The sequence below is a fragment of the Haloarcula amylovorans genome, assembly GCF_004681185.1.
Lineage (GTDB): Archaea > Halobacteriota > Halobacteria > Halobacteriales > Haloarculaceae > Haloarcula > Haloarcula amylovorans.
Genome location: NZ_SRIF01000011.1, coordinates 1 through 23,360, shown reverse-complemented (window position 1 = coordinate 23,360; position 23,360 = coordinate 1). Strand labels below are relative to the sequence as shown.

Annotated in this window: 26 protein-coding genes and 3 pseudogenes; 11 read left to right on the top strand and 18 right to left on the bottom strand. The window is 58.8% G+C overall.

The window, feature by feature from the left end:
* Positions 1 to 58 precede the first annotated feature (58 nt).
* The gene (locus E4S61_RS26605; RefSeq protein ID WP_280663824.1) at positions 59 to 190 is read right to left on the bottom strand and encodes a hypothetical protein; all 132 of its coding nucleotides are present in this window, start codon (positions 188 to 190) and stop codon (positions 59 to 61) included.
* Between the two features lie 70 nt (positions 191 to 260).
* On the opposite strand from E4S61_RS26605, the gene E4S61_RS26005 reads away from it, so the two are divergent.
* A complete protein-coding gene (locus tag E4S61_RS26005) occupies positions 261 to 431 on the top strand; it encodes a hypothetical protein (RefSeq protein WP_209309592.1) in 171 nt (56 codons plus the stop codon).
* A 117-nt stretch (positions 432 to 548) separates the two neighbouring features.
* On the opposite strand, the gene E4S61_RS22180 is transcribed toward E4S61_RS26005, so the two are convergent.
* From E4S61_RS22180 to E4S61_RS22165, 4 genes and pseudogenes are all read right to left on the bottom strand, one after another.
* A complete protein-coding gene (locus tag E4S61_RS22180; RefSeq protein ID WP_135306105.1) occupies positions 549 to 920 on the bottom strand; it encodes a hypothetical protein in 372 nt (123 codons plus the stop codon).
* A complete protein-coding gene (locus tag E4S61_RS22175) occupies positions 920 to 1,960 on the bottom strand; it encodes an NAD(P)/FAD-dependent oxidoreductase (protein ID WP_135306104.1) in 1,041 nt (346 codons plus the stop codon). Before E4S61_RS22175 ends, E4S61_RS22180 begins: the two co-directional genes overlap by 1 nt.
* Entirely contained in the window at positions 1,961 to 2,320 is a 360-nt protein-coding gene (gene trxA / locus E4S61_RS22170; protein WP_135306103.1) for a thioredoxin, read from the bottom strand. It lies immediately after the preceding gene.
* Between the two features lie 152 nt (positions 2,321 to 2,472).
* Positions 2,473 to 2,598 (bottom strand): annotated as a pseudogene (locus tag E4S61_RS22165) (MBL fold metallo-hydrolase); the annotation flags it as partial.
* Between the two features lie 352 nt (positions 2,599 to 2,950).
* Between E4S61_RS22165 and E4S61_RS22160 the strand changes: the two are divergent.
* The 3 genes and pseudogenes from E4S61_RS22160 (at position 2,951) to E4S61_RS22150 (ending at position 3,998) form a co-directional block, all read left to right on the top strand.
* Positions 2,951 to 3,196, top strand: coding sequence for a sulfurtransferase TusA family protein (locus tag E4S61_RS22160; protein ID WP_135306102.1), 246 nt, complete (start codon positions 2,951 to 2,953; stop codon positions 3,194 to 3,196).
* 2 nt (positions 3,197 to 3,198) lie between these two features.
* Positions 3,199 to 3,770, top strand: a pseudogene (locus E4S61_RS22155) (DsrE/DsrF/DrsH-like family protein).
* A 6-nt stretch (positions 3,771 to 3,776) separates the two neighbouring features.
* The gene (locus tag E4S61_RS22150; protein ID WP_135306101.1) at positions 3,777 to 3,998 is read left to right on the top strand and encodes a HalOD1 output domain-containing protein; all 222 of its coding nucleotides are present in this window, start codon (positions 3,777 to 3,779) and stop codon (positions 3,996 to 3,998) included.
* A gap of 94 nt (positions 3,999 to 4,092) precedes the next feature.
* Here the strand turns inward: E4S61_RS22150 and E4S61_RS22145 are convergent, their stop codons facing one another.
* The 9 genes and pseudogenes from E4S61_RS22145 to E4S61_RS22105 all read right to left on the bottom strand — a co-directional run bounded on the left by E4S61_RS22145 (position 4,093) and on the right by E4S61_RS22105 (position 10,544).
* Entirely contained in the window at positions 4,093 to 5,211 is a 1,119-nt protein-coding gene (locus E4S61_RS22145; protein WP_135306100.1) for an aminotransferase class V-fold PLP-dependent enzyme, read from the bottom strand.
* A 17-nt stretch (positions 5,212 to 5,228) separates the two neighbouring features.
* Positions 5,229 to 5,567, bottom strand: coding sequence for a thioredoxin family protein (locus tag E4S61_RS22140; RefSeq protein WP_209309588.1), 339 nt, complete (start codon positions 5,565 to 5,567; stop codon positions 5,229 to 5,231).
* 122 nt (positions 5,568 to 5,689) lie between these two features.
* Positions 5,690 to 5,950: pseudogene (locus E4S61_RS26870) on the bottom strand (DUF1641 domain-containing protein); the annotation flags it as partial.
* A gap of 10 nt (positions 5,951 to 5,960) precedes the next feature.
* Positions 5,961 to 6,554, bottom strand: coding sequence for a class I SAM-dependent methyltransferase (locus tag E4S61_RS22130; RefSeq protein WP_135306099.1), 594 nt, complete (start codon positions 6,552 to 6,554; stop codon positions 5,961 to 5,963).
* A gap of 5 nt (positions 6,555 to 6,559) precedes the next feature.
* Positions 6,560 to 6,781, bottom strand: coding sequence for a YgaP family membrane protein (locus tag E4S61_RS22125; protein ID WP_135306098.1), 222 nt, complete (start codon positions 6,779 to 6,781; stop codon positions 6,560 to 6,562).
* A 90-nt stretch (positions 6,782 to 6,871) separates the two neighbouring features.
* On the bottom strand, positions 6,872 to 8,122 hold the full coding sequence (locus E4S61_RS22120) for a M20 family metallopeptidase (RefSeq protein ID WP_135306097.1): 1,251 nt from the start codon (positions 8,120 to 8,122) through the stop codon (positions 6,872 to 6,874).
* Positions 8,119 to 9,471: an FAD-dependent oxidoreductase gene (locus tag E4S61_RS22115; protein WP_135306096.1), complete on the bottom strand. Its 1,353-nt coding sequence runs from the start codon at positions 9,469 to 9,471 to the stop codon at positions 8,119 to 8,121. The genes E4S61_RS22120 and E4S61_RS22115 overlap by 4 nt, the downstream gene beginning before the upstream one ends.
* Positions 9,472 to 9,900: 429 nt before the next feature.
* Positions 9,901 to 10,188: a DUF7521 family protein gene (locus tag E4S61_RS26865; protein WP_135306095.1), complete on the bottom strand. Its 288-nt coding sequence runs from the start codon at positions 10,186 to 10,188 to the stop codon at positions 9,901 to 9,903.
* Positions 10,185 to 10,544 carry a winged helix-turn-helix domain-containing protein gene (locus tag E4S61_RS22105; RefSeq protein WP_135306094.1) on the bottom strand — a complete coding sequence of 120 codons (360 nt, stop codon included), beginning with the start codon at positions 10,542 to 10,544 and terminating at the stop codon, positions 10,185 to 10,187. The genes E4S61_RS26865 and E4S61_RS22105 overlap by 4 nt, the downstream gene beginning before the upstream one ends.
* 165 nt (positions 10,545 to 10,709) lie before the next feature.
* On the opposite strand from E4S61_RS22105, the gene E4S61_RS26860 reads away from it, so the two are divergent.
* The 7 genes from E4S61_RS26860 (at position 10,710) to E4S61_RS22060 (ending at position 19,942) form a co-directional block, all read left to right on the top strand.
* On the top strand, positions 10,710 to 11,150 hold the full coding sequence (locus tag E4S61_RS26860) for a hypothetical protein (protein ID WP_135306171.1): 441 nt from the start codon (positions 10,710 to 10,712) through the stop codon (positions 11,148 to 11,150).
* A 770-nt stretch (positions 11,151 to 11,920) separates the two neighbouring features.
* The gene (locus E4S61_RS22085; RefSeq protein WP_245180909.1) at positions 11,921 to 13,843 is read left to right on the top strand and encodes an alkaline phosphatase D family protein; all 1,923 of its coding nucleotides are present in this window, start codon (positions 11,921 to 11,923) and stop codon (positions 13,841 to 13,843) included.
* A gap of 384 nt (positions 13,844 to 14,227) precedes the next feature.
* Positions 14,228 to 14,479: a ribbon-helix-helix protein, CopG family gene (locus E4S61_RS22080; protein ID WP_135306092.1), complete on the top strand. Its 252-nt coding sequence runs from the start codon at positions 14,228 to 14,230 to the stop codon at positions 14,477 to 14,479.
* On the top strand, positions 14,476 to 14,943 hold the full coding sequence (locus tag E4S61_RS22075) for a nucleic acid-binding protein (protein WP_135306091.1): 468 nt from the start codon (positions 14,476 to 14,478) through the stop codon (positions 14,941 to 14,943). The genes E4S61_RS22080 and E4S61_RS22075 overlap by 4 nt, the downstream gene beginning before the upstream one ends.
* Positions 14,944 to 15,375: 432 nt before the next feature.
* On the top strand, positions 15,376 to 16,077 hold the full coding sequence (locus E4S61_RS22070) for a universal stress protein (RefSeq protein WP_135306090.1): 702 nt from the start codon (positions 15,376 to 15,378) through the stop codon (positions 16,075 to 16,077).
* A gap of 547 nt (positions 16,078 to 16,624) precedes the next feature.
* Positions 16,625 to 19,369, top strand: a complete 2,745-nt coding sequence (locus E4S61_RS22065; protein WP_209309586.1) for a PEP/pyruvate-binding domain-containing protein — start codon at positions 16,625 to 16,627, stop codon at positions 19,367 to 19,369.
* 120 nt (positions 19,370 to 19,489) lie between these two features.
* On the top strand, positions 19,490 to 19,942 hold the full coding sequence (locus E4S61_RS22060; protein ID WP_135306088.1) for a DUF6141 family protein: 453 nt from the start codon (positions 19,490 to 19,492) through the stop codon (positions 19,940 to 19,942).
* Positions 19,943 to 20,236: 294 nt separating this feature from the next.
* Here the strand turns inward: E4S61_RS22060 and E4S61_RS22055 are convergent, their stop codons facing one another.
* The 4 genes from E4S61_RS22055 to E4S61_RS27030 form a co-directional block, all read right to left on the bottom strand.
* Positions 20,237 to 21,265 (bottom strand): Cdc6/Cdc18 family protein, encoded by a 1,029-nt coding sequence (locus tag E4S61_RS22055; RefSeq protein ID WP_135306087.1) that lies wholly within the window; start codon positions 21,263 to 21,265, stop codon positions 20,237 to 20,239.
* Positions 21,266 to 21,595: 330 nt separating this feature from the next.
* Positions 21,596 to 22,150: an HTH domain-containing protein gene (locus E4S61_RS22050; RefSeq protein WP_135306086.1), complete on the bottom strand. Its 555-nt coding sequence runs from the start codon at positions 22,148 to 22,150 to the stop codon at positions 21,596 to 21,598.
* Positions 22,151 to 22,276: 126 nt separating this feature from the next.
* Positions 22,277 to 23,086 (bottom strand): winged helix-turn-helix transcriptional regulator, encoded by an 810-nt coding sequence (locus E4S61_RS22045; protein ID WP_135306085.1) that lies wholly within the window; start codon positions 23,084 to 23,086, stop codon positions 22,277 to 22,279.
* Positions 23,087 to 23,203: 117 nt separating this feature from the next.
* Positions 23,204 to 23,356 (bottom strand): DUF7837 family putative zinc-binding protein, encoded by a 153-nt coding sequence (locus E4S61_RS27030; RefSeq protein ID WP_449405172.1) that lies wholly within the window; start codon positions 23,354 to 23,356, stop codon positions 23,204 to 23,206.
* Positions 23,357 to 23,360 lie beyond the last annotated feature (4 nt).

Here is a 23,360-nt window from a genome sequence, read left to right as displayed (position 1 = left end):
GAGACTGGCACGCGGTGAGAGGTTTCAAGCGTCGTACTAACTCCACAGCGTGTCTCGGTCATTGCTCAAACGGATTATCGGGTGTCGTGAGGCGAGTGAGCGCAGAGACACTGTCGAATCCGCCGTCGAAACAGTAGCGGTAGTCAATCTCCTCTCGCTGCATCGCTGCGACGATAATCGCATCAGTCACGGAGAGTGACTCGTATCGCCGTGTACATGGTGTTCCCGACGGTGTTCTGAGTCCCGCCCCCCGCCCACGATTGAATAGTTCCCTCACGCACGACCAGGAGGACGCTCGGTCGATCTCGGACAAGGTGGCCATTCTTAACTACACGCACATCGACGAGATGCGCGAACTCGAAAACGAGAACGAAACAGCACTTAATCGAGTTCGGGAATCGTTACTGAAACCCAAAGAAACCGGGCAATGACGGGCACGCAAATTCTGCTCGACGAACACGTTGGTCGGGTCTTTGAACAACTGCTCCGAGAACGTGGCCACACCGTCGAACGGGCCAAAAAGGTCACTATTCGACGTAGTCCACTGCTCACTCAATATCGTCTTCCACGACAGTCTTCCGTGGAACCACTTCGATCGTCGTCTCCGAACCGATTGCGGTTCCGCTTTCGATATCTTCGACGCGGAGGATCACGTCCTCCGGACTCGCACACCCGCAGTTGACGAACTCGTCCCATTCGTCGCCGACAGCAACCGGTCCTGCATGGGCCCATCGGAGGTAGCGACGATACGTGTATTCCATCATATTCTCCTGGAGCCACTCGCTGTCTGCGATCCACCAGTCGTCGGTCTGGTTCGGGTCCGTCTCGGGCGACCGAAACGAGACGATGACCCGCTCCGCCTGATCCTCGACGGTATCTGGGTCCGTCGTGTTGATCTCCCGTCTATCAGTTGCTCCCATCAGTCTCCGGCCTCCGTGGAAATTCGTTCGGAGCCACTGGCGACTGCCGCGTCAGCAGATTCGAGCCACTCTTCTGCGTCTAAGGCAGCCATGCTGCCCATGCCGGCGGCGGTTACTGCCTGCTGATAGTCAGAGTCCATCACATCACCCGCCGCGAAGACCCCGTGGGCTGCCGTCTCCGTCGTCGCCCACGCATCTCCGGCGGGAGCAGTCTGTACGTAACCGTTCTGATCGAGGACGACGGCCGTATCCTGGAGGAAGTCCGTATTTGGTTCGTGGCCGATGGCGTAGAATACACCGCCGACATCGACCGCCTCGACTTCAACGTCCTCGCCGGCCTCGTACTTTTTTCGCGGATAGCTGTCTGGGTGTGAGACGACCTTCGCTCCAGTCACGCCCTCCTCCTGCGACCCGTCGATCTCTACGAGTTCCGAGTTCCAAGCAAACTTGACGTTCTCGTGTTCCCGCGCCCGATTAACCATGATTTCTGACGCTCGGAGTTCGTCTCGGCGGTGGACGATTGTCACGGAGTCGGCGAATTTCGCGAGGAAAAGCGCTTCCTCCATCGCGCTGTCGCCACCGCCGATGACGAGAACAGCATCCCCGCGGTGGAACGCACCGTCGCAGGTCGCACACGTCGACAGCCCGTGGCCCATCAGTTCGGCTTCGTTCTCGGCGCCGACCCAGCGTGCGCTCGCGCCGGTCGCGACGATCAGTGACCGTGTGTAGAGCTTGTCGCCAGTCGACAGCGACAGCTCCAGCGGCTGCCCATCCAGAACCGCGTCCTCGATGCGACCGTGTTGGAACTGTGCGCTGAACTGCGTGGCCTGCTCCTTCCCACGCTGGATGAGGTCCATACCGCCGACGCCGTCGGGGAAGCCGAGATAGTTCTCGACATCGGTCGTCAGCGTGAGCTGGCCGCCCGGTTCGTCGCCCTCGAGTACGAGGGGGTCGAGGTCGGCGCGCGCAGCGTAGACCGCCGCCGAGAGGCCGGCAACTCCTGAGCCAGCGATGACGAGGTTGTGGATGTCCTCAGTCATTTATTCGGTGTAGGTCTCGATGAGTGCCCGGAGTTCGTCTTCGCCTTTGAGGCCGACGATTTCCTCGACTTGCTTACCGTCGGCGAACAGGACGAGCGTCGGGACGCCCCGAACGCCGTAGGCGGCAGCGAGTTGCTGGTTGGCGTCGACGTTGACTTTGGCGACGGTGGCGTCGGTCTCGGCAGCCAGCGTCTCGACGATGGGTTCGAGCATCTGGCAGGGACCACACCAGTCGGCGTAGAAGTCCGTAATGACGACGTCATGCTCGGCGACGATGTCGTCGAGTTGGGCTTGACCGGCGACGTGGAGGGGTTCGTTCGTGGTGGCGGTGCCAGCGTCGGATGCAGTATCAGTTGCCATCACCAGTTCGTACGCACCAGTGCTAATTAAGGGTTGTGGGCAATATACACAATATTGTTCAATTCCGGTGACGAGTCGGAATATTGGAAAATATCTCTCTGTGCCCACGCAAAATCCAACTCACATCGAGAGAATCGGAGTCCGACGCAGAAGGGTGCCGTGTACGTGCCGTCGTCGGCGGGCTCCGCGGCATCGCTGAAGTGCGCACCCCCGATCAGCGTGTCGTCGGGCAGCGCCAGCACGCGCTCCTGGAGGGACTCGTAGAGCATGCGCGCGTTGAGGAGCGTGACGTCCTCGCCGGCGTCGATACGGTCCTTCAGCGTTTCCGGGTCGACAGGGTCCACGTCGACGTCCGGAGTCGGGAAGTGGTCGGCGTTCATGTTGTGCAGTCGCTTCTACTGGATGGACGTACAAAATCGCTTGTATAGTAGTTCCAATTCTAAGCAATACTATCGTAGAAGATTCTCCCCCGGTCATAAGAGTTTCCCGTAGTGGTGGGAGAATAGGATTTCTAACCCCGCATGCTACGATGAATAGTAGTTTGTAGTTTCCACAAGAGCCGACAATCTTTTACTTGGGCAGGTGGTATTGTGCGATAACTCCAATACAGGCTAACGGAGCAGATAACCAATGAGTGCTGAAGTCGACATCACGGAGACGCTCGACGTGAAAGGTGCATCGTGTCCCATGCCAGTGGTGAAAACGAAGTCCCCCATCGACGGCCTCGCCGAAGGTGGGGTCCTCGAAGTGCTAGCGACCGATTCGGGGAGCATGAGCGACATCGACGGCTGGGCGTCTGGAACTAACGGTGTCGAGCTCGTCGACCAGACGGAAGGCGACGACGTGTACAAACACTACGTCCGGAAGACGGAGTAACGATGAGTACGGATACACCTGACGCGTCGGCTGACGACGCGCCCTCGCGTACGAAGCTGGCCGCGCGCGTCGACGAACTCGAGGACGCGCTCGCCGAGGCGACTGACGAGGACGACGGCAAGAAGATGAGCATCATCGCGACGAAGGGTACGCTGGACATGGCGTACCCGCCGCTCATCCTCGCCAGCACCGCCGCCGCGTTCGGCTACGAGGTGACGATCTTTCACACGTTCTGGGGACTGGACATCCTCCACGAGGAGCGCTCCAAGAACCTCAAGCTGAGTTCCGTCGGCAACCCCAACATGCCGGTGCCGAACGCCGTCGCCGCACTCCCTGGGATGGACCGCGTGACGACGAAGATGATGGAGAAGAAGATCGAGGACAATGACACCGCGACGATCGAGGAACTCATCGAGACGAGTCTCGACATGGGCGTCGAGTTCCAGGCCTGCCAGATGACTATCGACCTGATGGACTACGACGAGAACGACTTCTATGATGACATCACCACGGGCGTCGGTGCGGCGACAGCCCTACAGGACATGCCGACGCCGACATCCAACTCCTGGTCTGATTCCCGATGAACGGGTCCAAGAATCTAATACCTCGAATCGTCGACGCCGTCGTCGAGGCAGAAGATGCGAAGTCGCCCATGCTCGACCCGCCGCTAGCGGATGTCGTCGATCCGAATTCACTCGAAACGTTAGTTGAAGAGACGACGGCGTCTGATCTCGAAATTCACTTCATGTATCGTGGTCACGACGTTGTCGTCAACGAAAGCGGTCGCGTGCAGGTCAGCTAAGGCGGACTGCCATTCTCTCGCCGCACAGAGGTTCCGTATCAGTGGCTATAGCTGCTCTATCGGTTTTTCAACACCGATTGGGAACGGCGTCGGGTCAGACCCATTCCGATTCGAGCGCGTCGAGTAGCCGGTCAATCTCGGTCCGGGTGTTGACTGCATGGATCGATGCACGGATAGCGTTTGGCGCCGGTAGCGCGCGGACGACGATTCCCTCCGAGGCGAGGCGGTCGACCGTCGCTTTAGGGTCATCGACGTCTATCGTCACGAGACCCGACTCGGGTGTCATCGGGCTATGGAGTCGTTCGTCGGGGACACCGTCGGCCAGTCGTCCAGCCAGTTGGTGGATCTGTTCTGCGATGCGATCGACCCCAACCTCATCGATCGCATCGATTGCCTCGGCCAGGGCGACATGTGGGGCGGGGTTCGCCGAGCCAACTTCGAATCGCCGGGCACCAGCCGCGAACTCGTAGGGGTCTGCAGTCGGCGTCTCGACACTCCGATAGCCGACCGTCCTGGGTTCGAGGGTTTCGGTGACATCGCGATCGATGTAGAGGAAACCGCCACCCCACAGCCCCATGAGCCACTTGTGGCCCGCCGCTGCGACGGCGTCCGCGCCCCACTCAGTGACGTCCATCGGGAGCTGTCCCGGCACCTGCACGGCGTCGACAAGCGCGAACGCGCCGGCCTCGTGGACGATGTCGACGAGGTCCGCGACGGGTAACCGAGTGCCGTGCGTCCACGTCACCGCACTGAAACACGCCAGTCTCGCGTCGTCGACGGCTGCGGCGAGCGCGTCGAGATCGACACGACCGTCCTCAGTCTCGACGACGCGAACGTCGACGCCCTGCTCTTCTAGACGTTGCCATGGAAGCGTCCCAGCTGGGTGTTCAAGGTCGGTCCGAACGACAATATCGCCGGGCTGCCAGTCGATTGCGTTCGCGACGGCGTTGATGCCTGCAGTCGTACTCTCCGTGAGCGCGATCTCGTCGGCGTCAGCACCGACGAAGTCGGCGACACGCTCCCGTGTCCGGTCGTACGCGTCGAAGGCTACGTCGTAGGGGTCGTTTCGAGTGCCCGTCTCGTACTCGTGTGACCGCACGAACTCGTCGGCGGCTTCAACGACGTACCGCGGGCTCGGTCCGTGAGCGCCGAAATTCAGGTAGACGTCCTCGTGCAGGGCGGGCGTGTCAGCGCGAAGTTCTCTATGATTCATCGGTCGTCCTCCGGAGATCAGTCACTGTACCGAGCGATCAGATCGCGGAGCGACTGCTCGTTCTGGCCACCTCGGAGCTGTTTCACTGGTTGGCCGTCCACGAACAGGACGAACGTGGGAGTGCTCTGAGCACCGAACTCGATTGCTGTTTCAAGGTGAGATTCGATGTCGATCGTCACGACCGCCGCATCCGTGTCTACTGCGATTGTTTCGAGTATTGGCTTCATTCGCTGGCAGGTGCCACACCACTCCGTGTAGAATTCCACGAGAGCGACGTCACTGTTCTCGATGACCGTCTCGATTTTGTCATCGCCAAGCGGAATCACACTGTCGGTCGTCGCGATCTGCGTTGCCATTAGAAGACACTATGCACCGGATGGGTAATAGTCTTGGGACAACCATACAATATAATATAGGCCTAATCAGAACTCCGCCGTCGAAAACGAGCGGTGGGGTGACGCGAATCGGAAGTTGCCCGTTAGTGCGACTCCCCGGTGGTACGCCCACGGCCAATCGCGCCCGCAAGCGCCAGTAGGTAGCCGAGCCCGTACTGGGTGTCCGGGTCGCGTAGCCCGCGAAGCAGGCCGACGGGGCCGACCCACTCGGGCGGTTCGAGCTCCGCTTCACCGACACTCTCCAGCAGCGTCTCGATACTCTCACGGGTGTCGTCGTCTGAGGGCGTCTAGGCGACCTCGCCAAGCGCGGCGCCGGTGCCGGCCAGCGACGTGACCATCTCGTCGGGAGAGAGCTTATCGCTCGAACACGAGCCCGTAGTGGTACGGCGGCAGATCGACCTGCCGATCGAACACGAACGCCGCCGCCGAGAGGACGGTATCTTCGGTTTCCCCGGGCTTCATCCGAAGTTCCGTCGGAGGGCCACGGGGCTCACCCCCGACAGTCGTCGTCTCGCGCGGCCGCTCGTGCCAGTTGATGACGACCAGACGCCCGCCAGGTTCGATTGCGTCGAATGCGTGCTGGACAAACCCCGCCTGGTCGTCGATGCCGTGGAACGTATTTGCCACGACAAGTGTGTCGACACGTTCGGGGAGTACTGCGGTCAGGTTCCGAGCGTCGCCGTGAATTGGGACGACGTTCCCGATGTTCTGCTGATCTGCGAGGCGGTCGAGTTCGGCGAGCAGCGCCTCGTCGAGGTCAATCGCGTACACTGACCCGGGCTCGGCGATGCGGGCGGCCGGCAGCGCGAAGTACCCACTTCCACACCCCACCTCGGCGACCGACTCGCCGGACTTGATGCCGAGTTTCCAGAGTGTCGCACCGGGCGTCGGCCAGAGTTTGCTCCACCAGTCCCAGTCGGGCTGGCCAGTGTTCTGAAACCGTTCCATTGCTATCAGGGGCGGGATGTATCGATGCCCAACAGGCGGTACAGAAGACAAACTCGAATGAGCCCAGTGCCGACGAGGATGAAGCCCAACAGGGACAGGGCTACGCCAACCGTCGTCCCGAGTTCCAGGAGGCCACCGAGTGTCGCCAGGCCGATGAGCCCCAACGCGAGTCCGACAACAAGCCGAGCTCGCCTGTCTGTCGCGCTAATATTGTTCTTCACACCCACAAGTACACAATACAGATACCTAAGTCTTTCTCGACGAACAGGCTGCCGCTGGAGACGTTACGCCGGCAGACCCATCGTGTCACCGGATCACTACTGAGTCATCTGAAACCGCCACGCGGCTGGAAGCTGTGTGTAGACGACTGCATTGTCAACGAGCACGTCAACGGGGACGTACTCGTCGGGTGCGTGGACGGTGTCGGTACCAAGCGCGAATTCGACAGTGGGGATGTCCGCATTCCGGAGTTTCTTGGCGTCGCCGCCGCCCGTAGCACTCCGGCGATAGACACGCGTGCCCGTGACAGCCGTTGCCGTCGACGCGACGGCTTCGACGAGCGGGCTGTCAGGTGCCTCGGCGGTGCCGACACTCCAAGAGACATCAGCGATCGTGATCCCCTCACAGTCGGCAACACAATCCCGAATCTCCGTGAGTACGTCAGGAGTGTAAACACCAGCTGTCAGCCGCACGTCGACCTCCGCGTGGGCAGACTGCGGGACGCTATTGATTGCGTCGCCACCCTCGAAGACGCCGAGATTGATTGAGGGATACCAGAACAGCTTACGAGCAACATCTTCGCCCATCGACGGAGCGTAGTATTCGACCGATTCATCGACGATCGGGACTACGTTAGAGGCAATCTCGAGTCGCTTGGAGCCGAACCGTTCACGCATGGTCTCGACCGCGTCGTAGAGTCGGTCAATCGCATTAATGCCGAGTGGTGGCCGTGAGCCGTGGGCCCCCTCACCGCTCGCTTCGAGCGTCAACCAGATGCTCCCCCGGTCGGCGACCGTGACCGAGTGCCGTCCCGCCTCGCAGGTCGGTTCTCCGATCACGCACGCGTCAGCGTCGAGCTGTCTACCCTCCAGTAGCGCTGGCAGACCGGCGTCACCACCCACCTCCTCGTCACTGACGAAAGCGAACAGGAGATCGACGGGTGGATCAGCATCAGTGGCTGCAAAGGCTTGAATCGCGAACAGCATCGACGCCACAGCCCCTTTCATGTCGGTCGCGCCACGGCCGTAGACGCGGTCATCGACGTGTTCACCGAGTGGGTCGTGTGTCCACGCGTCGACATCGAACGGTACTGTATCGAGGTGTCCGTTGTACAGCAGCGTATGGCCTGCCTGGCCAGGGACCCGAACGAGGAGGTTCGGTTTCGCCGGATCGGCCACGACACGCTCGACGTCTACTGGGAGTGGCTCGAGGAACTGCTCGATCTTGGAGACGATCCCACGCGTGTCGCCCGGCGGATTCGCCGTGTCGATCGTGAGCAGATCGAGAGCGAGCGTGACCAGTTTCTCGCGGTGCGCCCGGACGTACTCCGGGGGAGTCGTGTCGCTCATTCGGTCTCTAACTCCCCCTCGAGAACTTTCGCCGCCGTAAGAATCGGGTCCCAGACAGGGCTGAACGGCGGCGCGTACGCCAGGTCGGCGTTCCGGAGCTCGGTCACCGTCATGTCAGACGTGAGTGCCGTCGCGACCGTGTCGATGCGCTTTGCGCCTTCGTGGCCGACGACGCTCCCACCTAGCAGCCGACCGGAGTCCCGGTCAGCCAGCAATGTGACGGTGAGCTCGGTAGCACCTGGGTAGTAGTGGGCCCGCGTCGGCGCCGATATCGTGACTGAGACCGGATCAAAGCCAGCCTCTCGAGCCCGCTCCTCGTCGACGATTCCGGTCCGGGCGGCGCCAAGGTCGAACGCCTTGACGATGGCCGTCCCGGCGATCTCGCCGATCGGCTCCGGATCGCCGGCGACAGTCTGGCCGATAGCGCGGCCGGCGCGATTGGCTGTCAGCGCCAGTGGCACGTGGTCCGGGTTGCCGGTCACAACGTGTCGCGCCTCCGCGCAGTCGCCCGCGGCGTAGACGTTCTCGTAGTTCGTTCGGCCGTACTCGTCAGTCGCGACGGCGCCTGTCTCGCCCAGTTCGATGCCAGCGTCCGCCGCGAGGTCGGCGTTCGGTTCGACACCGACGCCTACGATGGCGACATCGGCGGGATGGGACTCGTCGTCGAGGGTGACGCGCTCGACGCGTTCCGCGCCGTCAAAGCCCGAAACAGCGGTGTCGAGGTGCAGGTGGACACCCTGTTCTCGGAGATGGTCCTCGACGGCCTCCGCCACCGCCTCGCCGAACGGCTGGAGAACGTGTGGGAGCATCTCGTAGAGGTGGACGTCGATGCCGCGCGCCGACAGCGCTTCGGCCATCTCGATGCCGACGTAGCCGCCGCCGACAATCGCCGCTGAGTCCGGCGAGTGCTCGGTGAGGTAGTCCTCGATGGCGTCGGCCTCGTCCATATCATGGATAGTGAATACGCCGTCGAGGTCCAGACCGTCAAACGGCGGTTCGATCGCGGTCGCCCCTGTCGCGATGAGGAGGTGGTCGTAGGGCTGTTCGAACACCTCGCCGTCACCCTCGACGGTGACGGTTTCGGTCTCGGGGTCGATGCCGACGACCTCGTGGCCGGTTCGCAAGTCGATGTCCCGCTCGTTGCGGAATGTCTCGGGGGAGACGGCGACCAAGTCTTCCAAGTCCTCGATGTCGCCTTTGACGTAGTAGGGCATCCCGCAGGCGGCGTAGGACACCCATTCGCCCTTCTCGAAGACGACTACGTCCATCTCTGGGTCTTCGCGCTTGGCCTTACTTGCGGCGCTCATCCCCGCAGCGTCACCGCCGACGACCACGAACGTGTCGCTCATGTCTAGGGGTTGGTACAGCAGAGCCAAAAGTATTTCGCGGTATTCACAATATTGCAGAATTCTAGCTATGCGACTCGAAGAGATCATATCCGGAGTGGAATTCGGTTAAGGGCCGGTCACGGGAACCTGGGACGTCAATGCAGTCCAAAGGTCAGTGACCAGTGCATCCAACCGAACATGAGGCCATTGATCGCCGTTTAGCAGTCCGCTTCAGCCCTATTTCGAAGCTCCGTTGAACCACTCCAACGTATGTATTTTGCATAGATAAGACAATACTGAACCGAAGAGAGGTATGAGCTAACAGAGTTCAGGAACAGGACTGCCCGACTACATACCATTGCGGTCGACGGAAGTGCGCGGTGTCAGGGCCAACCTGAAGCTATGAACACGGAAGTTCTTGAACTCAATCTGGAACATCTGTGTAAGGAATCAGACATCCTGTGTCTCCGAACCAGCCAGAATAGAGCGTAAAATCAGTAGCATCCCAAACGAGACGAGCACTGCTTGAACGACGGCTGCTGAAAACAGCGATGTCCCCAGTACACTGTAGACGAGACCTTCGCAGATAGCACCAACACCGATGAAAACGAACCCAACTGCCACATAGAACATTGGGGAGCTGTCACTTCGCTGGTATGCATAGAAAGCAAGATATGCAACCGAAAAGCTCAGTAACAGCGTAATCAGTTTAATGACAATTATTGGCAGACTAATCATGTACTTTCTCGGAAATTTTCCCAGAGTGTGGTGAAATTGTCGGCAAGTTCGTCACGCGTCTCGACGGACACGTTGAGATCCCCCTCCGAAATCGACACATGAAATGCGTCAATCGTCGTTTCGAACAGCTGCTTGTGTTCGCCACCGGAGCCGACCGTCGAATGAACCGTAACGAGGTCGTGTTCTCGTAACGTAGAGAGCCGACGGTAAATCGTCGCTAGTGATGCATCACATATGCCGCTGAGGTCTTTCGCCGTTCGTGGCTCTTTGTCGGCTGCAAGCAAAATCATTCGCGAGTAGTCGTCTGCAAAAACTTGCAGGAGAGTTGCAAACGAATCGTTCTCTCCACTCTCCATACGCTCGCTTATCGCGTCATGTGTAAAGAAGCGGTGGTTCTCCCACCAATGTCGTGGGGAATACAGTATATCGATATCGAAGGCTGTGACTGCGACAGGGGCTTTTCTACGAACGAGCAAACAGCCGGTTTGTTTTACGTTCTCCAGAACGAAGCAGGGAGACGAATGAACTCACCCTCGAGGCGACACCTCAAGGCGACGGCCGTTAGCGCGGGATCATTCGTACTCTTTGGCGTCGTTACTGGCTTACTTCCCAATCCAATTTATGTTCGGATGGTCCCACGGACTGTACTAGATTATTTATTTCTCGCACTCACAGCTGGATTCCTGGGCTTCTATACGCTCCAGCGAACAACCAGGGCGTCCACGGATGAGAAGACTGCTACCGCGAGTGCCGTCCTCGGCTTTTTGGCATTTGGCTGCCCGATTTGTAATGCGTTCTTGCTTGCCTTGTTTAGCAGCTCTGCGCTCATGACGTATTTCAACCCCCTCCGTCCCCTCCTGGGGGTCGTGAGTGTCATACTCTTTGTCGGTCTCCTCTACGCCCGCTCGCAGCGAACCTGCACTTCCTGTGAGGTCACTTCGCAACAATCGAAAACGCATTAGTAGAGTTCATACGATGTCAGACGCGTCCAGAAATTCGGCGGATGAGACGAACTCGACGAGCCGATGGCCGCTCCTCGGACTCGGCGGTGCAGTGAGTCTCTGTTGTATCTTTACCGCACCAGCAGCGACTACTGCTGTCGGAAGTACGGTTGCCGGTGGGACAACAGCAGCGCTTGGTGGTGGACTCATACGCATTCTCGTTTCAGCAGTTACAGTCGGCAGTGTTGGTATCGCTATCCGGTTGTTGACTAACTCACAGTCTTGTGAGACGTAGCTCTGAACGGAGTTTGAGTAGTCGTAGCGTGTCAGACAAATAATGCGATTTTTGGTAGATCTCTGAAGGAGCGAAGCGAGTCCCAAGTCACGTATATTCCGAGTATCACAAAGGTTGTACTTCCCACGAGACGTGCTGGTCGACCATACTGACCGAGTGAGGCAGTATTGCCAGTAACGCGAGCGGCAACGCTGACACCAAGAACGAGCTGCCCTGCTGTCGCTGACGTAGCTGTGTGGTAGCTGCAGAACTCGGGAGCGGCCCTATTCTTGCAGGAGTGTAGTGAGTGTCTGTAACACGAGCGGAGTGCCCAGTCTCGAACGCCTGTTCACAACAGGTGTGGCGGATCAACGAGAGTATGCTCTTACCAATTTATTTTTTATTATTATAGAATAATCACTTGTTTGAATACCGCTTATATTCTTCTCTGTACTGGTTGGCTTCATACATATGTCACATATATGGAGTTAATACATCAACCGACGGTCGATGATATGTGAGTGAAAGCAGCACCCACCCACTCGACAGCAGCCGACGTGAGTTCATCAGAAACGCGATCACTACGGTGACCATCGCCGGAACTGGCATGGCCAGTGCTGGTGGCGCTGCCGCCCAGGAGAACAATGGCCGCGGCCCCCTCGCCGACGACCCGTTCACGCTTGGTGTGGCCTCTGGCGATCCCCTGCCGGATTCGGTCGTCCTCTGGACTCGTCTCGCGCCCGAACCGCTCGCCGAAGAGGGTGGCATGCCCGACCGCCAAGTGCCGGTGCAGTGGGAAATAGCGACAGACGAGGACATGGACAATACTGTTGGACAGGGCACCGCGAAGGCACGTCCCGAATACGGCCACTCAGTGCATATCGACGTCAAAGGATTAGACTCCAACACAGAGTACTACTATCAGTTCAAAGTCGGCCCCGACCAAAGCTCGGTCGGCCGAACGAAAACAGCCCCGGAAGTGGGCGCTGACGTAGACGAACTCCAGTTCGCATTCACTTCGTGTCAGAACTACCCCTTCGGCTATTATACTGCACACAACCATCTGGCCGACGAAGACCTCGATCTGGCCATTCAGCTCGGCGACTACATCTACGAAGGTGGGTCACAGGGCCCGTTCGATCGCGGTCACGAACCGCCCCGCGAAATCGAGAGTCTGTGCGATTATCGAATCCGCGAAGCACAGTACAAGACGGATTCGAACCTTCAGGACGCGCATGCTGCCTGCCCTTGGCTTGTCACATGGGACGACCACGAGGTCGAAAACAACTACGCCGATGCGACCTCCGAAGACAACGCCCCCACAGAGGAGTTCCTCGAACGACGAGCGAACGCCTACCAAGCATACTTCGAGCACCAGCCGTTGCGCCCTTCGCGGATGCCTGACGGGCCAAACCTGCCGCTCTATCGGCGGTTCACGTTTGGCGACTTAGCCGAGTTCAATGTCCTCGACACGCGACAGTACCGTGACGATCAGGTCTATTCTTCCGAGGAAGCGGACAATTCAGGGCGAACGATTCTGGGTGACGAACAGGAAACGTGGCTGGTCGACGGGCTAACTGACTCCACAACTCGATGGAACGTTCTCGCAAATCAGGTTCCATTCGCCGCGACCGACGAAAATCCGAATCCGGATGTCCAGGATTTCGGTGGCGGCGACAAGTGGGACGGGTACCGTGCTGACCGGGAACGGCTGCTCGACGTCATGGCGGCGGACTCGGACTTGAACCCGGTTGTGATTACCGGAGATGTCCATCGCAACTACGCGTACAATCTCAAAGCCGACTTCTCGGATCCTGACTCCGAGACGGTTGGAACCGAGTACGTCGGCACGTCGGCCTCCTCGTTCGGTGATGGGTCCGGGATAACGCAGTACGGACCCTCGCTCGGGGAACCCTGGCAGCGGTTCTTCAACGACAAGCGAGGGTATGTCCGGTGTACGATTACGCCCGAACAGTGGCAAACCGACTATCGGGTCGTCTCGACTGTCGAAGCACCCGAAGCAGAGGTCAGTACCGTCGCAACCTTCACGACCGACGCTGGCGACCCCGGTGCGAACCTGGCCTCGGAACGACCGGCTCAACCCCAGCAGGCAGCGGTCGAGATTACCGAAGTCCGCCCGGATCAGAATGGCGACCTCAACAACGAGTACGCGACAGTGAAAAATACGGGCGATACTGCTATCGACTTCTCAGGATACATTCTGAGCTTCGAAGCCGGGAGCCAGAACTACACGTTTGACGACGTGACGCTGGACGCAGGCGAAACAATCACCGTCCGGAACGGGACCGGTGAGGCTACCGACTCGACGCGCTATGCCGATTTCGGCGGTCCAGTTCTGAACAATAGTAATCCCGACACGGTCCTGGTGGCTAATGACGACGGGATCGTCCTCGCCGAAGCATCATACGAGGCGGTCTGAGGAACTCTCGTATATTTTTCTTGGCAGTATCCGTGAGTCAGAGCAACGGTGGAAAAGCTGGAGTGTGGACCTCTCATCCCACGTCTCCGCCGTTCCCCATGCAGACCTGATCTGCTCATCGCTGGACAGACCTCCATTTCGAACCGGGAGCGACCCCATCTTTGCAGGAGTGAGTGTTCGTCACACGAACGGAGCGACCAGCCTGAATCTCTGGTTCACAACAGGTGTGACGAATATCGCAGCAACGTGTTCCGGTTTCAGGCCACCGTCATTGCCATATCGAGCAGCTACACTAATTGCCAGAGCGGAGCGGCCACAACACAGTCTCACTTACAAGAGCGGGCGCCACAGAGATTTAAGATACCGCAGCGTATTCATACAGACATGGCGACGGATCTCACCGAGCGGGTACAAGAACTCGCAGAAGCCCGAGACGTCCCCGAATCCGAGATCCTCGAACAAGCGCTAGAACGGGGTGTCGAAGACCTCTGGGTCGATCTGATTCTCTCCCGATACGTGAACGAGGAGCTCGATCGAGAGACAGCAATCGAGTTGGTCGGCCGAGACCGTGTCAAGCGTGCAGAGCGCGAACTATCGGTTGTCGAGGACGATGTCCACTGGGGACTCAATGCGTGATCGTCGCGGTTGCGGACACAGGACCACTCATCCATCTCGCAGAAATCGACGCACTTGAATTGCTCTCGGTCGTCGACGACCTCCTGATTCCCGAGACAGTACTCGATGAACTCGAGACCGGAACGGTTCCACCGTCTCTCAGTACCATCGAGTACGAACTCGTCGAAGCAGACACAGCCGACCTCACAGGAGACTTGGATCCAGGCGAAACTGCTGCACTCGCAGTTGCAGCTGACCGCTCGGCTGTCCTGCTGACCGATGATCTTGCAGCAAGAGAGGCCGCGACTGACCGTGATATCGAGGTGCATGGGTCAATCGGCATTCTCGTTCTGGGATATCAGCGTGGCGAACTCTCGAAATCGAATGCAATCGAACGTATGCGAGCGCTGCAAGCTGAGACCAGTCTGTTCGTTACCGATGCAGTCGTGGAACGAGGCGTCGAACTGCTCGAGAGTTCAGGCTAAGAGAGACCATCGGCTTCGAGAGTGTCACAGCTTAGTGCCGTCCTCGATGTCTTGTGTCGGGTTACTGTTTGTCCACTCTACCTCGTGGAAATCAGGGCCGCCAGAGACTTTAGCTCCGATAGAAAGCACGATTTGAGGGGCGAATCAATACGGGACTAATCTGGTTGACGCGGTGGCACGTGCCCTGCCGCCGCTGACATTGCTGTGTGGTAGCTGCAGGAGCCGGAAGCGACCCCCCTTTTTGCAGGAGTGGAGTGAGTGTCTGTAACACGAATGGATCGACCAGTCCCGAGGTCCTGTTCACAAGGGGTATGACGCCCGCTCGCTACTGGCGCTGTATACTCAGACAGGATAACCGAGCTGAGTGACCTGCGTATAAAGCCAAAGAGACTATCCTTCGATGAATCATACCACGAGAAGAGGTCTCCACACATGTCATCACAAACAGTCTTGATCCCGATCGAGTTCCCAGACCCAGACCCGCTCCCGTCGACCTTCATCGACACATTGACTTCTTGCAAGGTAATCCTGCTTGGGGTCTATGAACTACCGGCCGACACGTCAGCAGATGAACGCCAACGCCGGGAGATAGAAGCGTATCGGTCGTTATACACCACTGCGTCCAGTTTTGTACAAGAGGGAGAAACAGCGGAGGTTGAGTTAAGGATGGGGACCGAGCTCGAGGATGCGCCAGCGACGGTTGCCAAAGAGCGAGATGTGGATGCCCTCCTCATACCGAACCCGATTACAACGCTTGGCCATCTACTGGTTGCGTTGCGAGAGGAGAAATTCAAGCAACCAATCACTGACTTTTTAGATGCGATAAATGAGGAGGTGCTCCTTCGAACAACGCTATTCCACGTCGCTGAAACCGAAGATGATGTCGCGGTTGGTGAACAACTCTTGACCGAGATCAGAGACCATCTCGTTCAGGAGGGTTTCTCCCGCCCAAGCATTGATATCACAGTGGAGGTTTCCGACGATCCCGCATCTTCGATCAGTCAAGCAGCACGGAACCAAGACCTGATTATAATGGGTGAAACGCAGGAGACTCCCTCTGAGCGAATCTTTGGACGAACGTACGATCAAGTTGCCGAGCAGACGGACTCCCCTGTTCTGATTATCCGAGAATAGTAACCGAGATCGGTTCGCATTCGAGCCATATGGTGAAATGATCGCAAGTGCCCAGCGAACCAGCTCGAAGCTGCAAGATATTTTCGACGAGGGAGTCACGGTGTACGGCAGCGACCAGCTGGATTCCCTCCGCAGGGCGGTGTTCGCGGATGAGTAGTACGCGTATCGAACAGCTCATCGATGACGCTCAGGCTGCCTTCGATCGTCTTGAGTGAGGAGTGCCTGATTGTGGTCTGCACCACGCGTCGGCTGTCCCGTTGACGGTAGCTTGGGTTCTTCGGACATACTCGACTAGACGAAAACCCGCTGTATAAGCCGCCACGTGCCGTCTCCGGGTTTCAGGAAAGTGGTCGTTCGTGATTGAACGGTGGCGCTGTCTTCGGGTTTTCATTCCTTGATATGTGTTTCCAGAAGTATTTCCGGAATCGATTCCGCGTATACTGTCTCACAGTTCGAAACGAGAAACTGAGAGCCCTATTATTATGGCTACTCGATGCGTATCAGTGCCCTAGCAATTACGATGAGAGAAGGTTCTACTGGGAGTATCGTGCGGTGGTTACACGAGTCAGATGCCGAAGACATCGACGTAGCTGGCGGCAAGGGAGCGAATCTGGCCACTCTGGTACAGGCTGGCCTTCCCGTTCCACCGGGGTTTGTCGTCACCACCGCTGCGTACCGAGCCCTCGTCGATACACCGGAAATTCAGGACGCAATCAGCCAACTGGGCGCGCTTGACTCGACCGAAACCGATGCACTTGCCGCGGCTGCCGCCGAACTCCGATCACTAGTTGCGAGTCGGGAGTTCGATGCACCTATCGAGGCAGCGGTCGCCGACGCGATGGCATTATTCGACGACGCCGACTCGTTTGCCGTCCGATCGAGCGCCACGGCCGAGGATCTGCCGAGCGCGTCGTTCGCCGGTCAACACGAGACGTTCCTGGGTGTGGCCAGCGATGGCGTCCTCGATCGTATTCGGGACTGTATGGCCAGTCTCTTTACCGACCGTGCGGTGGCCTACCGAGCGCGTAACGATGTCGACCACGCCGACGCGGAGATGGCCGTCGTCGTCCAGCCGATGGTCGATGCGACAGCCGCCGGTGTCCTCTTCACCGCGGACCCAGCGACCGGGAACCGACACATGGCGTCGGTCGATGCGAACTTCGGGCTCGGAGAGAGCATCGTCGCCGGCGACGTCACGCCGGACCACGCGCTCGTGAATACCCAGACCGGCGAGATACTGGAGTACTCTATCGGCACGAAGACCGCCGCCGTCGAACTGCACAGAGAGAGCACCGCCGACGAAGAGGGGGGCACACAAAGAGTCGATCTCTCACCGGATCGACGGGAGTCGCGTGTACTTGCCGACGACCAACTTCGCACCCTCGTCGGGCTCGGCGAGCGGGCCGAACGGCTCCTCGGCGCGCCACAGGACGTCGAATGGGCGCTCGCTGACGGTCAGTTTGTGCTGCTGCAGTCCCGTCCCATCACATCGTTGTTTCCCCGTCCGTCACCGGCACCCGACGACGATCGCCTCCACGTGTACATCAGCATGGGTCACATGCAGGCGATGCCAGAGGCGATGCCGCCACTCGTCCGGGACGTCTGGCGGACCTACACTGGCAATGCGCTCTCTGCCGCCGGTCTCGACGCATCTCTGGGCAATCCAACGGTCGAGGCCGGGGGTCGGATCTATATCGATATTACCCCATTTCTGCAGAACGACACTACGCAGTCGTGGCTGATCGAGCGACTCGCCGCCGTCAACGAACCCATCTCCGACAGTCTCGACGATATCATCTTTCGGCGACCGGAGGCGTTCGAACCCCGTGGCATCACCATTGGTGCGCTTCCCGACTACGTCGCGACGGCCGGGCGAGTGGCCCGACTGCTCGGCCCGGCGATCCCCCGCATCGTTTGGAACCTGCTTAGTGCACTGGTCGGTCACGGGCCCACTCCTGACGACGAGTCGTGGGCTCGATTGAGTGACCTGTTCGTCGGGGAGGTCACCGACGCTCCGACTCCCGAAGCCCGGGCTCGCGCCGTGTTCGAGGGTATCGACTTCGGGCGCTTCCTCCGGGAGGTCTACCCGCAAATCAGCCCACTGTTTCTCGCGTTCGCACTCGGGGGCTGGCTCACGAGAACGTTCCCCGACCATGCCGAGGACGTGAACGCGGTCGGTCGCGGGTTCGAACACGACGTCGTCACGCGCATCAACCTCGGCCTCGGCGACCTCGCTAACGTCGCCCGGAACCACCCGCCTGTTGCCAAGACCCTCCGCGACGGGGCCTCCCTCGCGGAACTTGAGAACGTGGCGGGCGGTGAGGTCTTCATCGAGGCGTTCGAGGGATACCTCGACGAGTTCGGGCACCGCAGCGCCGGCGAGATCGACCTCAGCAGGCCGCGCTGGCGCGAGGACCCGTCCATGCTCCTCGACGTCGTTCGGGCGAACCTCGCGGACGAGGCGAGGGGCGACCACCGCGAACGCATTCGACGGCTCGAGAACGAAGCTACTGTGGCCGCTGCACGTCTCGAAACGCGTGCCGACCAGGGCCAACTCGGACCGCTTCGCCGTCGCTACGTCCGCTGGCTGATCCGCACGTACCGCGACACGGTCTACCTCCGGGAGTACCCCAAACAGGAAGCCGCCCGAGCGTTCACCGCGTGGCGGACGGCGTTGCTGGATGCAGGCGAACAACTCGCCGCCGAGGGCCGACTCGACCGACCGGACGATGTCTGGTATCTTCGCAAGAACGAGCTGTTCGCCGCGCTGGATGGCGAATGCGCTGCCGTCGATATTGATACCCGTCGCCGAAATCACGCACGGAATATCGAATTCGACGCGCCGCCCGTGCTGACGAGCGAGGGTGAGGTCGTTCGTGGCCAGACGGGGTCCGAGCCCACCTCTGAAAACGCGTTGGTCGGGACTGGCGTCTCGTCGGGCGTCGTCGAAGGAGTCGCTCGCGTTATCCGGGACCCGAAGACCGCAACGGTCGAACGCGGCGAGATACTTGTCGCGCCGTCAACCGACCCCGGGTGGACGCCGCTGTTCCTGAACGCTGCCGGGCTGGTCTCCGAAGTCGGCGGTTCTGTCAGTCACGGGGCGCTCGTGGCCCGAGAATATGGCCTCCCCGCCGTCGTCTCCGTCTCGGACGCGACGAGACGGATTCGGACCGGACAGCGGATCCGTATCGACGGAACCCGCGGCACAGTCGAATTACTCGGCGAAGGCCCGAAGAACAGCGACGAGGAACGCACCGAGCAGCGCGAGACTAACTCAGAGGAAAGACCGTAGGACTCGAACACAAGTTTCGGGGCAAGAAAACCAGTCTCTCTGTACCAGGGCAGTCCGTTCTCTCGATGCGATAACTGTCGAACGGTACCTACTAACTTGCTTCCGGAACGATATGCGAGTATGTCACAGACGATTCCCTTTCGTGAGGTCCAACGGTTTCGACAGTGGTGGCTTTGGCTCCTTCTCGGGATCGTCAGTCTCGTGTCGTTCGTTTCTGGCGGCCCCGTCGGCATCGTCATCGCTGGCTCTATTGTCGTGTTCCTGTGGTCGCTACGACTGATTACCGAGGTGCGAGACGACGGGCTCTACATCCGGTTCGTCCCGATTCACAGGTCGTTCCGGCGAGTGCCCTGGACGGATATCGAATCCGTCGAGTCGGTGAGCTACCGACCACTCCGTGAGTATGGCGGCTGGGGAATCCGCTGGCGCTCGGGGGCCATCGCATACAACGTCAGCGGATCAAACGGCGTTTTCCTGACGAAACGCGACGATCGTGGCCTCCTCATCGGGAGTCAGCGTGCAGACGAACTGGCAGCAGCAATACAGCGTACGAGGAACAAAACCACTCCGTAACGGACGATCCCTCTCACCGTGAGCGAGCGGGGCGGGATAATTCCCTCTCTGAAACAGCGGAAATTTATAACCCCCATCAGCTGTCGTCTTCGGCTTGATGGGGGGTCAACGAAATCCCACACCGAAGCTCGGCTTCGTCTAATTGTCTGAGCTCGCCATCCTCTTCGGTTTCTTGGTCCTGTTCATACTCACTATCTTGCTGCTCTCCTAACTCACCCATACATGTGCTTCTCTCGTCAAGTACCCTATAGTTAACTCCGATATTATTGCATGCTATTATCGGTGGGCCTCGAATCACTCAACCGCTGACGACAGATATCCGTTGACGATGGTATACTCTCGGTCCCGACTCGTTCCCTCGGCTTCGACGAGATTGTACTGACTCATCTTCGAGAGATACGTCCGAATAGTTCGCTTCGTCCGAGCGTCGTCTACCTCGTTCGAATAGCGGTCGTGAATCTCACTTGGCCCAACCGGCCCATGTTTCCGAACGACATCGTAGACAACCTGTTGATGTGGCGTGAGCGAGTCGAGATTCTTCTGTTTAATTTGGTCGCGTGCATCCCCTGCAGCGTCAAGCAAGATATCGTTGGTAATCTGCCCGGCGTTCTTGCGGTCGGCTGCGCTCGCCGCGGTGCGGAGAATGCCAATAGCGAGGCGAGCATCGCCAGCCGCGGCATCGGCGATGCGATGGAGCTGATCGTCCGTGATGGCGTCTTTTTCTAAGCCCCGCTTGGCACGGGCTGCGAGAATATCGCGTAACTGCTCGTCGTGGTATCGGTCCATTCGAACGTGTTCACTAGAGCGGAGGCGACTGACGAGGCGGTCGTCGAGACGATTGTAGAGATCATCTTGCTCGTTCGCGATACAGATGAGCGCAAACTGTGGGAGACTATGGAGGTCGTAGATGACGTCGGAATCCTCGAGTTGGTCAACTTCGTCGAGGATAACAACTGTGCGGGAGCCGTCGTACTGTTGCAGACGGTTGATCAGCTCATCGTGCGGTGTCGACTGACGATGGATGTCGAGGGTTTCACCGAGATCGTCCAGTAGCTGATAGACCGCTCGAAAGCGGGTGTAGTTGCGCCAGCAGTTGATATAGGTCACTTCGACGTCGAGAACCTCCTCACGAAGCCGTTCGGTGACGAACTGTGAGAGGCAGGTTTTTCCGGCACCGCTGGGGCCAGTGACGACAGCGGGGTCGGCAGGCTCGTCGTTCGTTACCGGTTCGAGGACACTGGAGAGGTGATTGACTTCGGCGTCACGATGCTGGACTTCACTAGGGACAAAACCAGCCCGAAGTACGCGAGCATCGCGGATCATTCGCTTTGCTGAAGAGATTCGCATCGAAGTATAAAAGCGTGGCCGGGTCGTTTCCGGAAAGCACTCTGCTCACTGAAAATTGCAGAACCGTATTCGTTCGCAGTCGTGTGGTTCTCTCTATATCTGTCCGGCCCGTTGGTGGCTTTCCGGAAATCGGCGGATCATCCTCGCTTAGAGTCGAATATACGTAGAGTCTGCAGAGACGTCAGCCGCATAGAGTCACAGCACTCCGTTTCGGTCCATGCACAGCCATGCTGGCACCGAGAACTGAGGCGTCGGGAGAGTCGGAGCTAAATGAGCGTATCAAGTCGATCTGGGAGTGACACGTATTTACTCCACTTCGGCGGTGCTCGTTTTCGCATCTCGAAGTTCGGACATGATCGCTGGTACTTTTTGCGGGCGAGAGCCCGGCGCTGTTGGAACGCGTGCTGTCTCGTTCGCTATTGCATCCAAATGGTCGTCGATATCATGACACGTTTCACCGTCGGTACAGGGGCTGACGTGCTTGAGCTCAGATCCAACGTATTCAGCGAGCATCATCGTCGGATGTACGACGGTTCCGAGCGTTGTGTCGAGTAACTCCGAGTGACCGGTCCGAAACCGAAAGAAGGGGGCGACTGCCAAGCCAGTACGAGCAGCCCATTCATCAAGTTCGGCCAGCCGGTCGCGAACGGTGCGACCATGATCCGTCCCGGACGCCGTTTCGGGGCAGAACTCTTTCCCCCAGACCAAGACAGTATACTCGTCTATCAGCCCGTCGGCCTCGAGTTGGTCAAGGCGATCGAGTACCTCCTGCTGTTTAGTCCCGGCAGTGGCCGACGTGAGAGATCGGACACGGAACTCGAGTGTCGGGAGTTGACTGCTTTGCGTCGGATTGTTGGTCATCGTACCCGGGCTCAGTCAGAGACACGACTAAGGGTTATGGCCAAACTCCCGAAATCCGGCTTTTTACCCCTTATCTCACGAGTGGACAGTAAATAGATGGTAGTGAAGTACCAGCGACGCCAGAACTCATCGACCGGTTTTTGAGAGCGACGCAGCAATCTCCGCCGGGCCGCTGGTCTTCACGTGACGCTGCATTTCGAGCTCCGTTTCCACTGTGAGCTGAGTGAGGACTGTGCTCCCGTCGCGCTCTTGCTCTACCAGTCCTAACTCGACCAAGCGAGAGAGATGATAAGAGACGGTACTTGATGCGCGGTCAAGTTCGTGAGCCAGCTGTGAGACGGAAACCGGTTCTAACCGGTAGATGGCTGTCAAGACAGCCCTGCTCATCTCAGTCTTCAGTGCGACCAGTAGTTCGATGTGCTGGTCCCCAGGTTGGAAGTACCGCTGTTTTCCAAGCACTGTTTCACTGGCTATCAGGCCTTCTTCCTCGAGAATTCGAAGGTGATAGCGAACCGTCGACCGCGACAACGATGTCGTGTCTACTATCTCCATTGGATAGGTGCCAGGCGACCACGATATGACGTCGTAAATCTGATTTCGAGCGGTATTCTCCAGTGGATCGGAGTTATCATAGCGACTGTATCCCGCTAGGAACACCAGTCCAGGCGTCGTTATCTCGTCGACCGTCTCGGTAACAGCCATGACATCACCTAGTTCAGGCATTCTGACGCGGTCATCCGCTCCCGGTTGAGCTATACTTGCAGCGTGAAGTGACCGCTCCAAGGAGCGCTCTATTGCGTCAGCGTCCTGCCAGCCTGGATGTGACTGGCCGTCCGTTAGACTGGGCGTTGCAACACCGGCCAGTCCGCCCTGGAGTAGCGTTCCAGAGAGGAATACGACGATAAGGGCAGTCGTCAGGTGCTTTTGATGAGCCATGGCAATCTCGGTCCACTCTTGATTTTAGGTCGTAGCATAGCACAATGAGGGTCAGTATTATAGCCCTTGTCGGGACTTAGCAGCCACGTTCAACGTAGAAAAGTCTCATACTGGCCGCTATTTGGGATGTACAACATCTTCACAGGCCGGACATTCGGCCCAGATGCCCGTCGTCCCATCGTCTTGCTCGTACTCGACTAATAACCACGCTGGAGTGATGTCTTCATCGCAGTCCGGACATCGGCCAAGTATCGACGTATCACGAGTCATGCGG

Excerpts from the sequence above, each read along its gene's own strand:
- E4S61_RS27030 (WP_449405172.1), bottom strand. The coding sequence starts at position 23,356 with ATGACTCGTGATACGTCGATACTTGGCCGATGTCCGGACTGCGATGAA.
- E4S61_RS22055 (WP_135306087.1), bottom strand. The coding sequence starts at position 21,265 with ATGATCCGCGATGCTCGCGTACTTCGGGCTGGTTTTGTCCCTAGTGAA.
- E4S61_RS22150 (WP_135306101.1), top strand. The coding sequence starts at position 3,777 with ATGAACGGGTCCAAGAATCTAATACCTCGAATCGTCGACGCCGTCGTC.
- E4S61_RS26865 (WP_135306095.1), bottom strand. The coding sequence starts at position 10,188 with ATGATTAGTCTGCCAATAATTGTCATTAAACTGATTACGCTGTTACTG.
- E4S61_RS22045 (WP_135306085.1), bottom strand. The coding sequence starts at position 23,086 with ATGGCTCATCAAAAGCACCTGACGACTGCCCTTATCGTCGTATTCCTC.
- E4S61_RS22070 (WP_135306090.1), top strand. The coding sequence starts at position 15,376 with ATGTCATCACAAACAGTCTTGATCCCGATCGAGTTCCCAGACCCAGAC.
- E4S61_RS26860 (WP_135306171.1), top strand. The coding sequence starts at position 10,710 with ATGAACTCACCCTCGAGGCGACACCTCAAGGCGACGGCCGTTAGCGCG.
- E4S61_RS22050 (WP_135306086.1), bottom strand. The coding sequence starts at position 22,150 with ATGACCAACAATCCGACGCAAAGCAGTCAACTCCCGACACTCGAGTTC.
- E4S61_RS22060 (WP_135306088.1), top strand. The coding sequence starts at position 19,490 with ATGTCACAGACGATTCCCTTTCGTGAGGTCCAACGGTTTCGACAGTGG.
- E4S61_RS22180 (WP_135306105.1), bottom strand. The coding sequence starts at position 920 with ATGGGAGCAACTGATAGACGGGAGATCAACACGACGGACCCAGATACC.
- E4S61_RS22105 (WP_135306094.1), bottom strand. The coding sequence starts at position 10,544 with ATGGAGAGTGGAGAGAACGATTCGTTTGCAACTCTCCTGCAAGTTTTT.
- E4S61_RS22115 (WP_135306096.1), bottom strand. The coding sequence starts at position 9,471 with ATGAGCGACACGTTCGTGGTCGTCGGCGGTGACGCTGCGGGGATGAGC.
- E4S61_RS22160 (WP_135306102.1), top strand. The coding sequence starts at position 2,951 with ATGAGTGCTGAAGTCGACATCACGGAGACGCTCGACGTGAAAGGTGCA.
- E4S61_RS22140 (WP_209309588.1), bottom strand. The coding sequence starts at position 5,567 with ATGGCAACGCAGATCGCGACGACCGACAGTGTGATTCCGCTTGGCGAT.
- trxA (WP_135306103.1), bottom strand. The coding sequence starts at position 2,320 with ATGGCAACTGATACTGCATCCGACGCTGGCACCGCCACCACGAACGAA.
- E4S61_RS22130 (WP_135306099.1), bottom strand. The coding sequence starts at position 6,554 with ATGGAACGGTTTCAGAACACTGGCCAGCCCGACTGGGACTGGTGGAGC.
- E4S61_RS22080 (WP_135306092.1), top strand. The coding sequence starts at position 14,228 with ATGGCGACGGATCTCACCGAGCGGGTACAAGAACTCGCAGAAGCCCGA.
- E4S61_RS22120 (WP_135306097.1), bottom strand. The coding sequence starts at position 8,122 with ATGAGCGACACGACTCCCCCGGAGTACGTCCGGGCGCACCGCGAGAAA.
- E4S61_RS22145 (WP_135306100.1), bottom strand. The coding sequence starts at position 5,211 with ATGAATCATAGAGAACTTCGCGCTGACACGCCCGCCCTGCACGAGGAC.
- E4S61_RS22175 (WP_135306104.1), bottom strand. The coding sequence starts at position 1,960 with ATGACTGAGGACATCCACAACCTCGTCATCGCTGGCTCAGGAGTTGCC.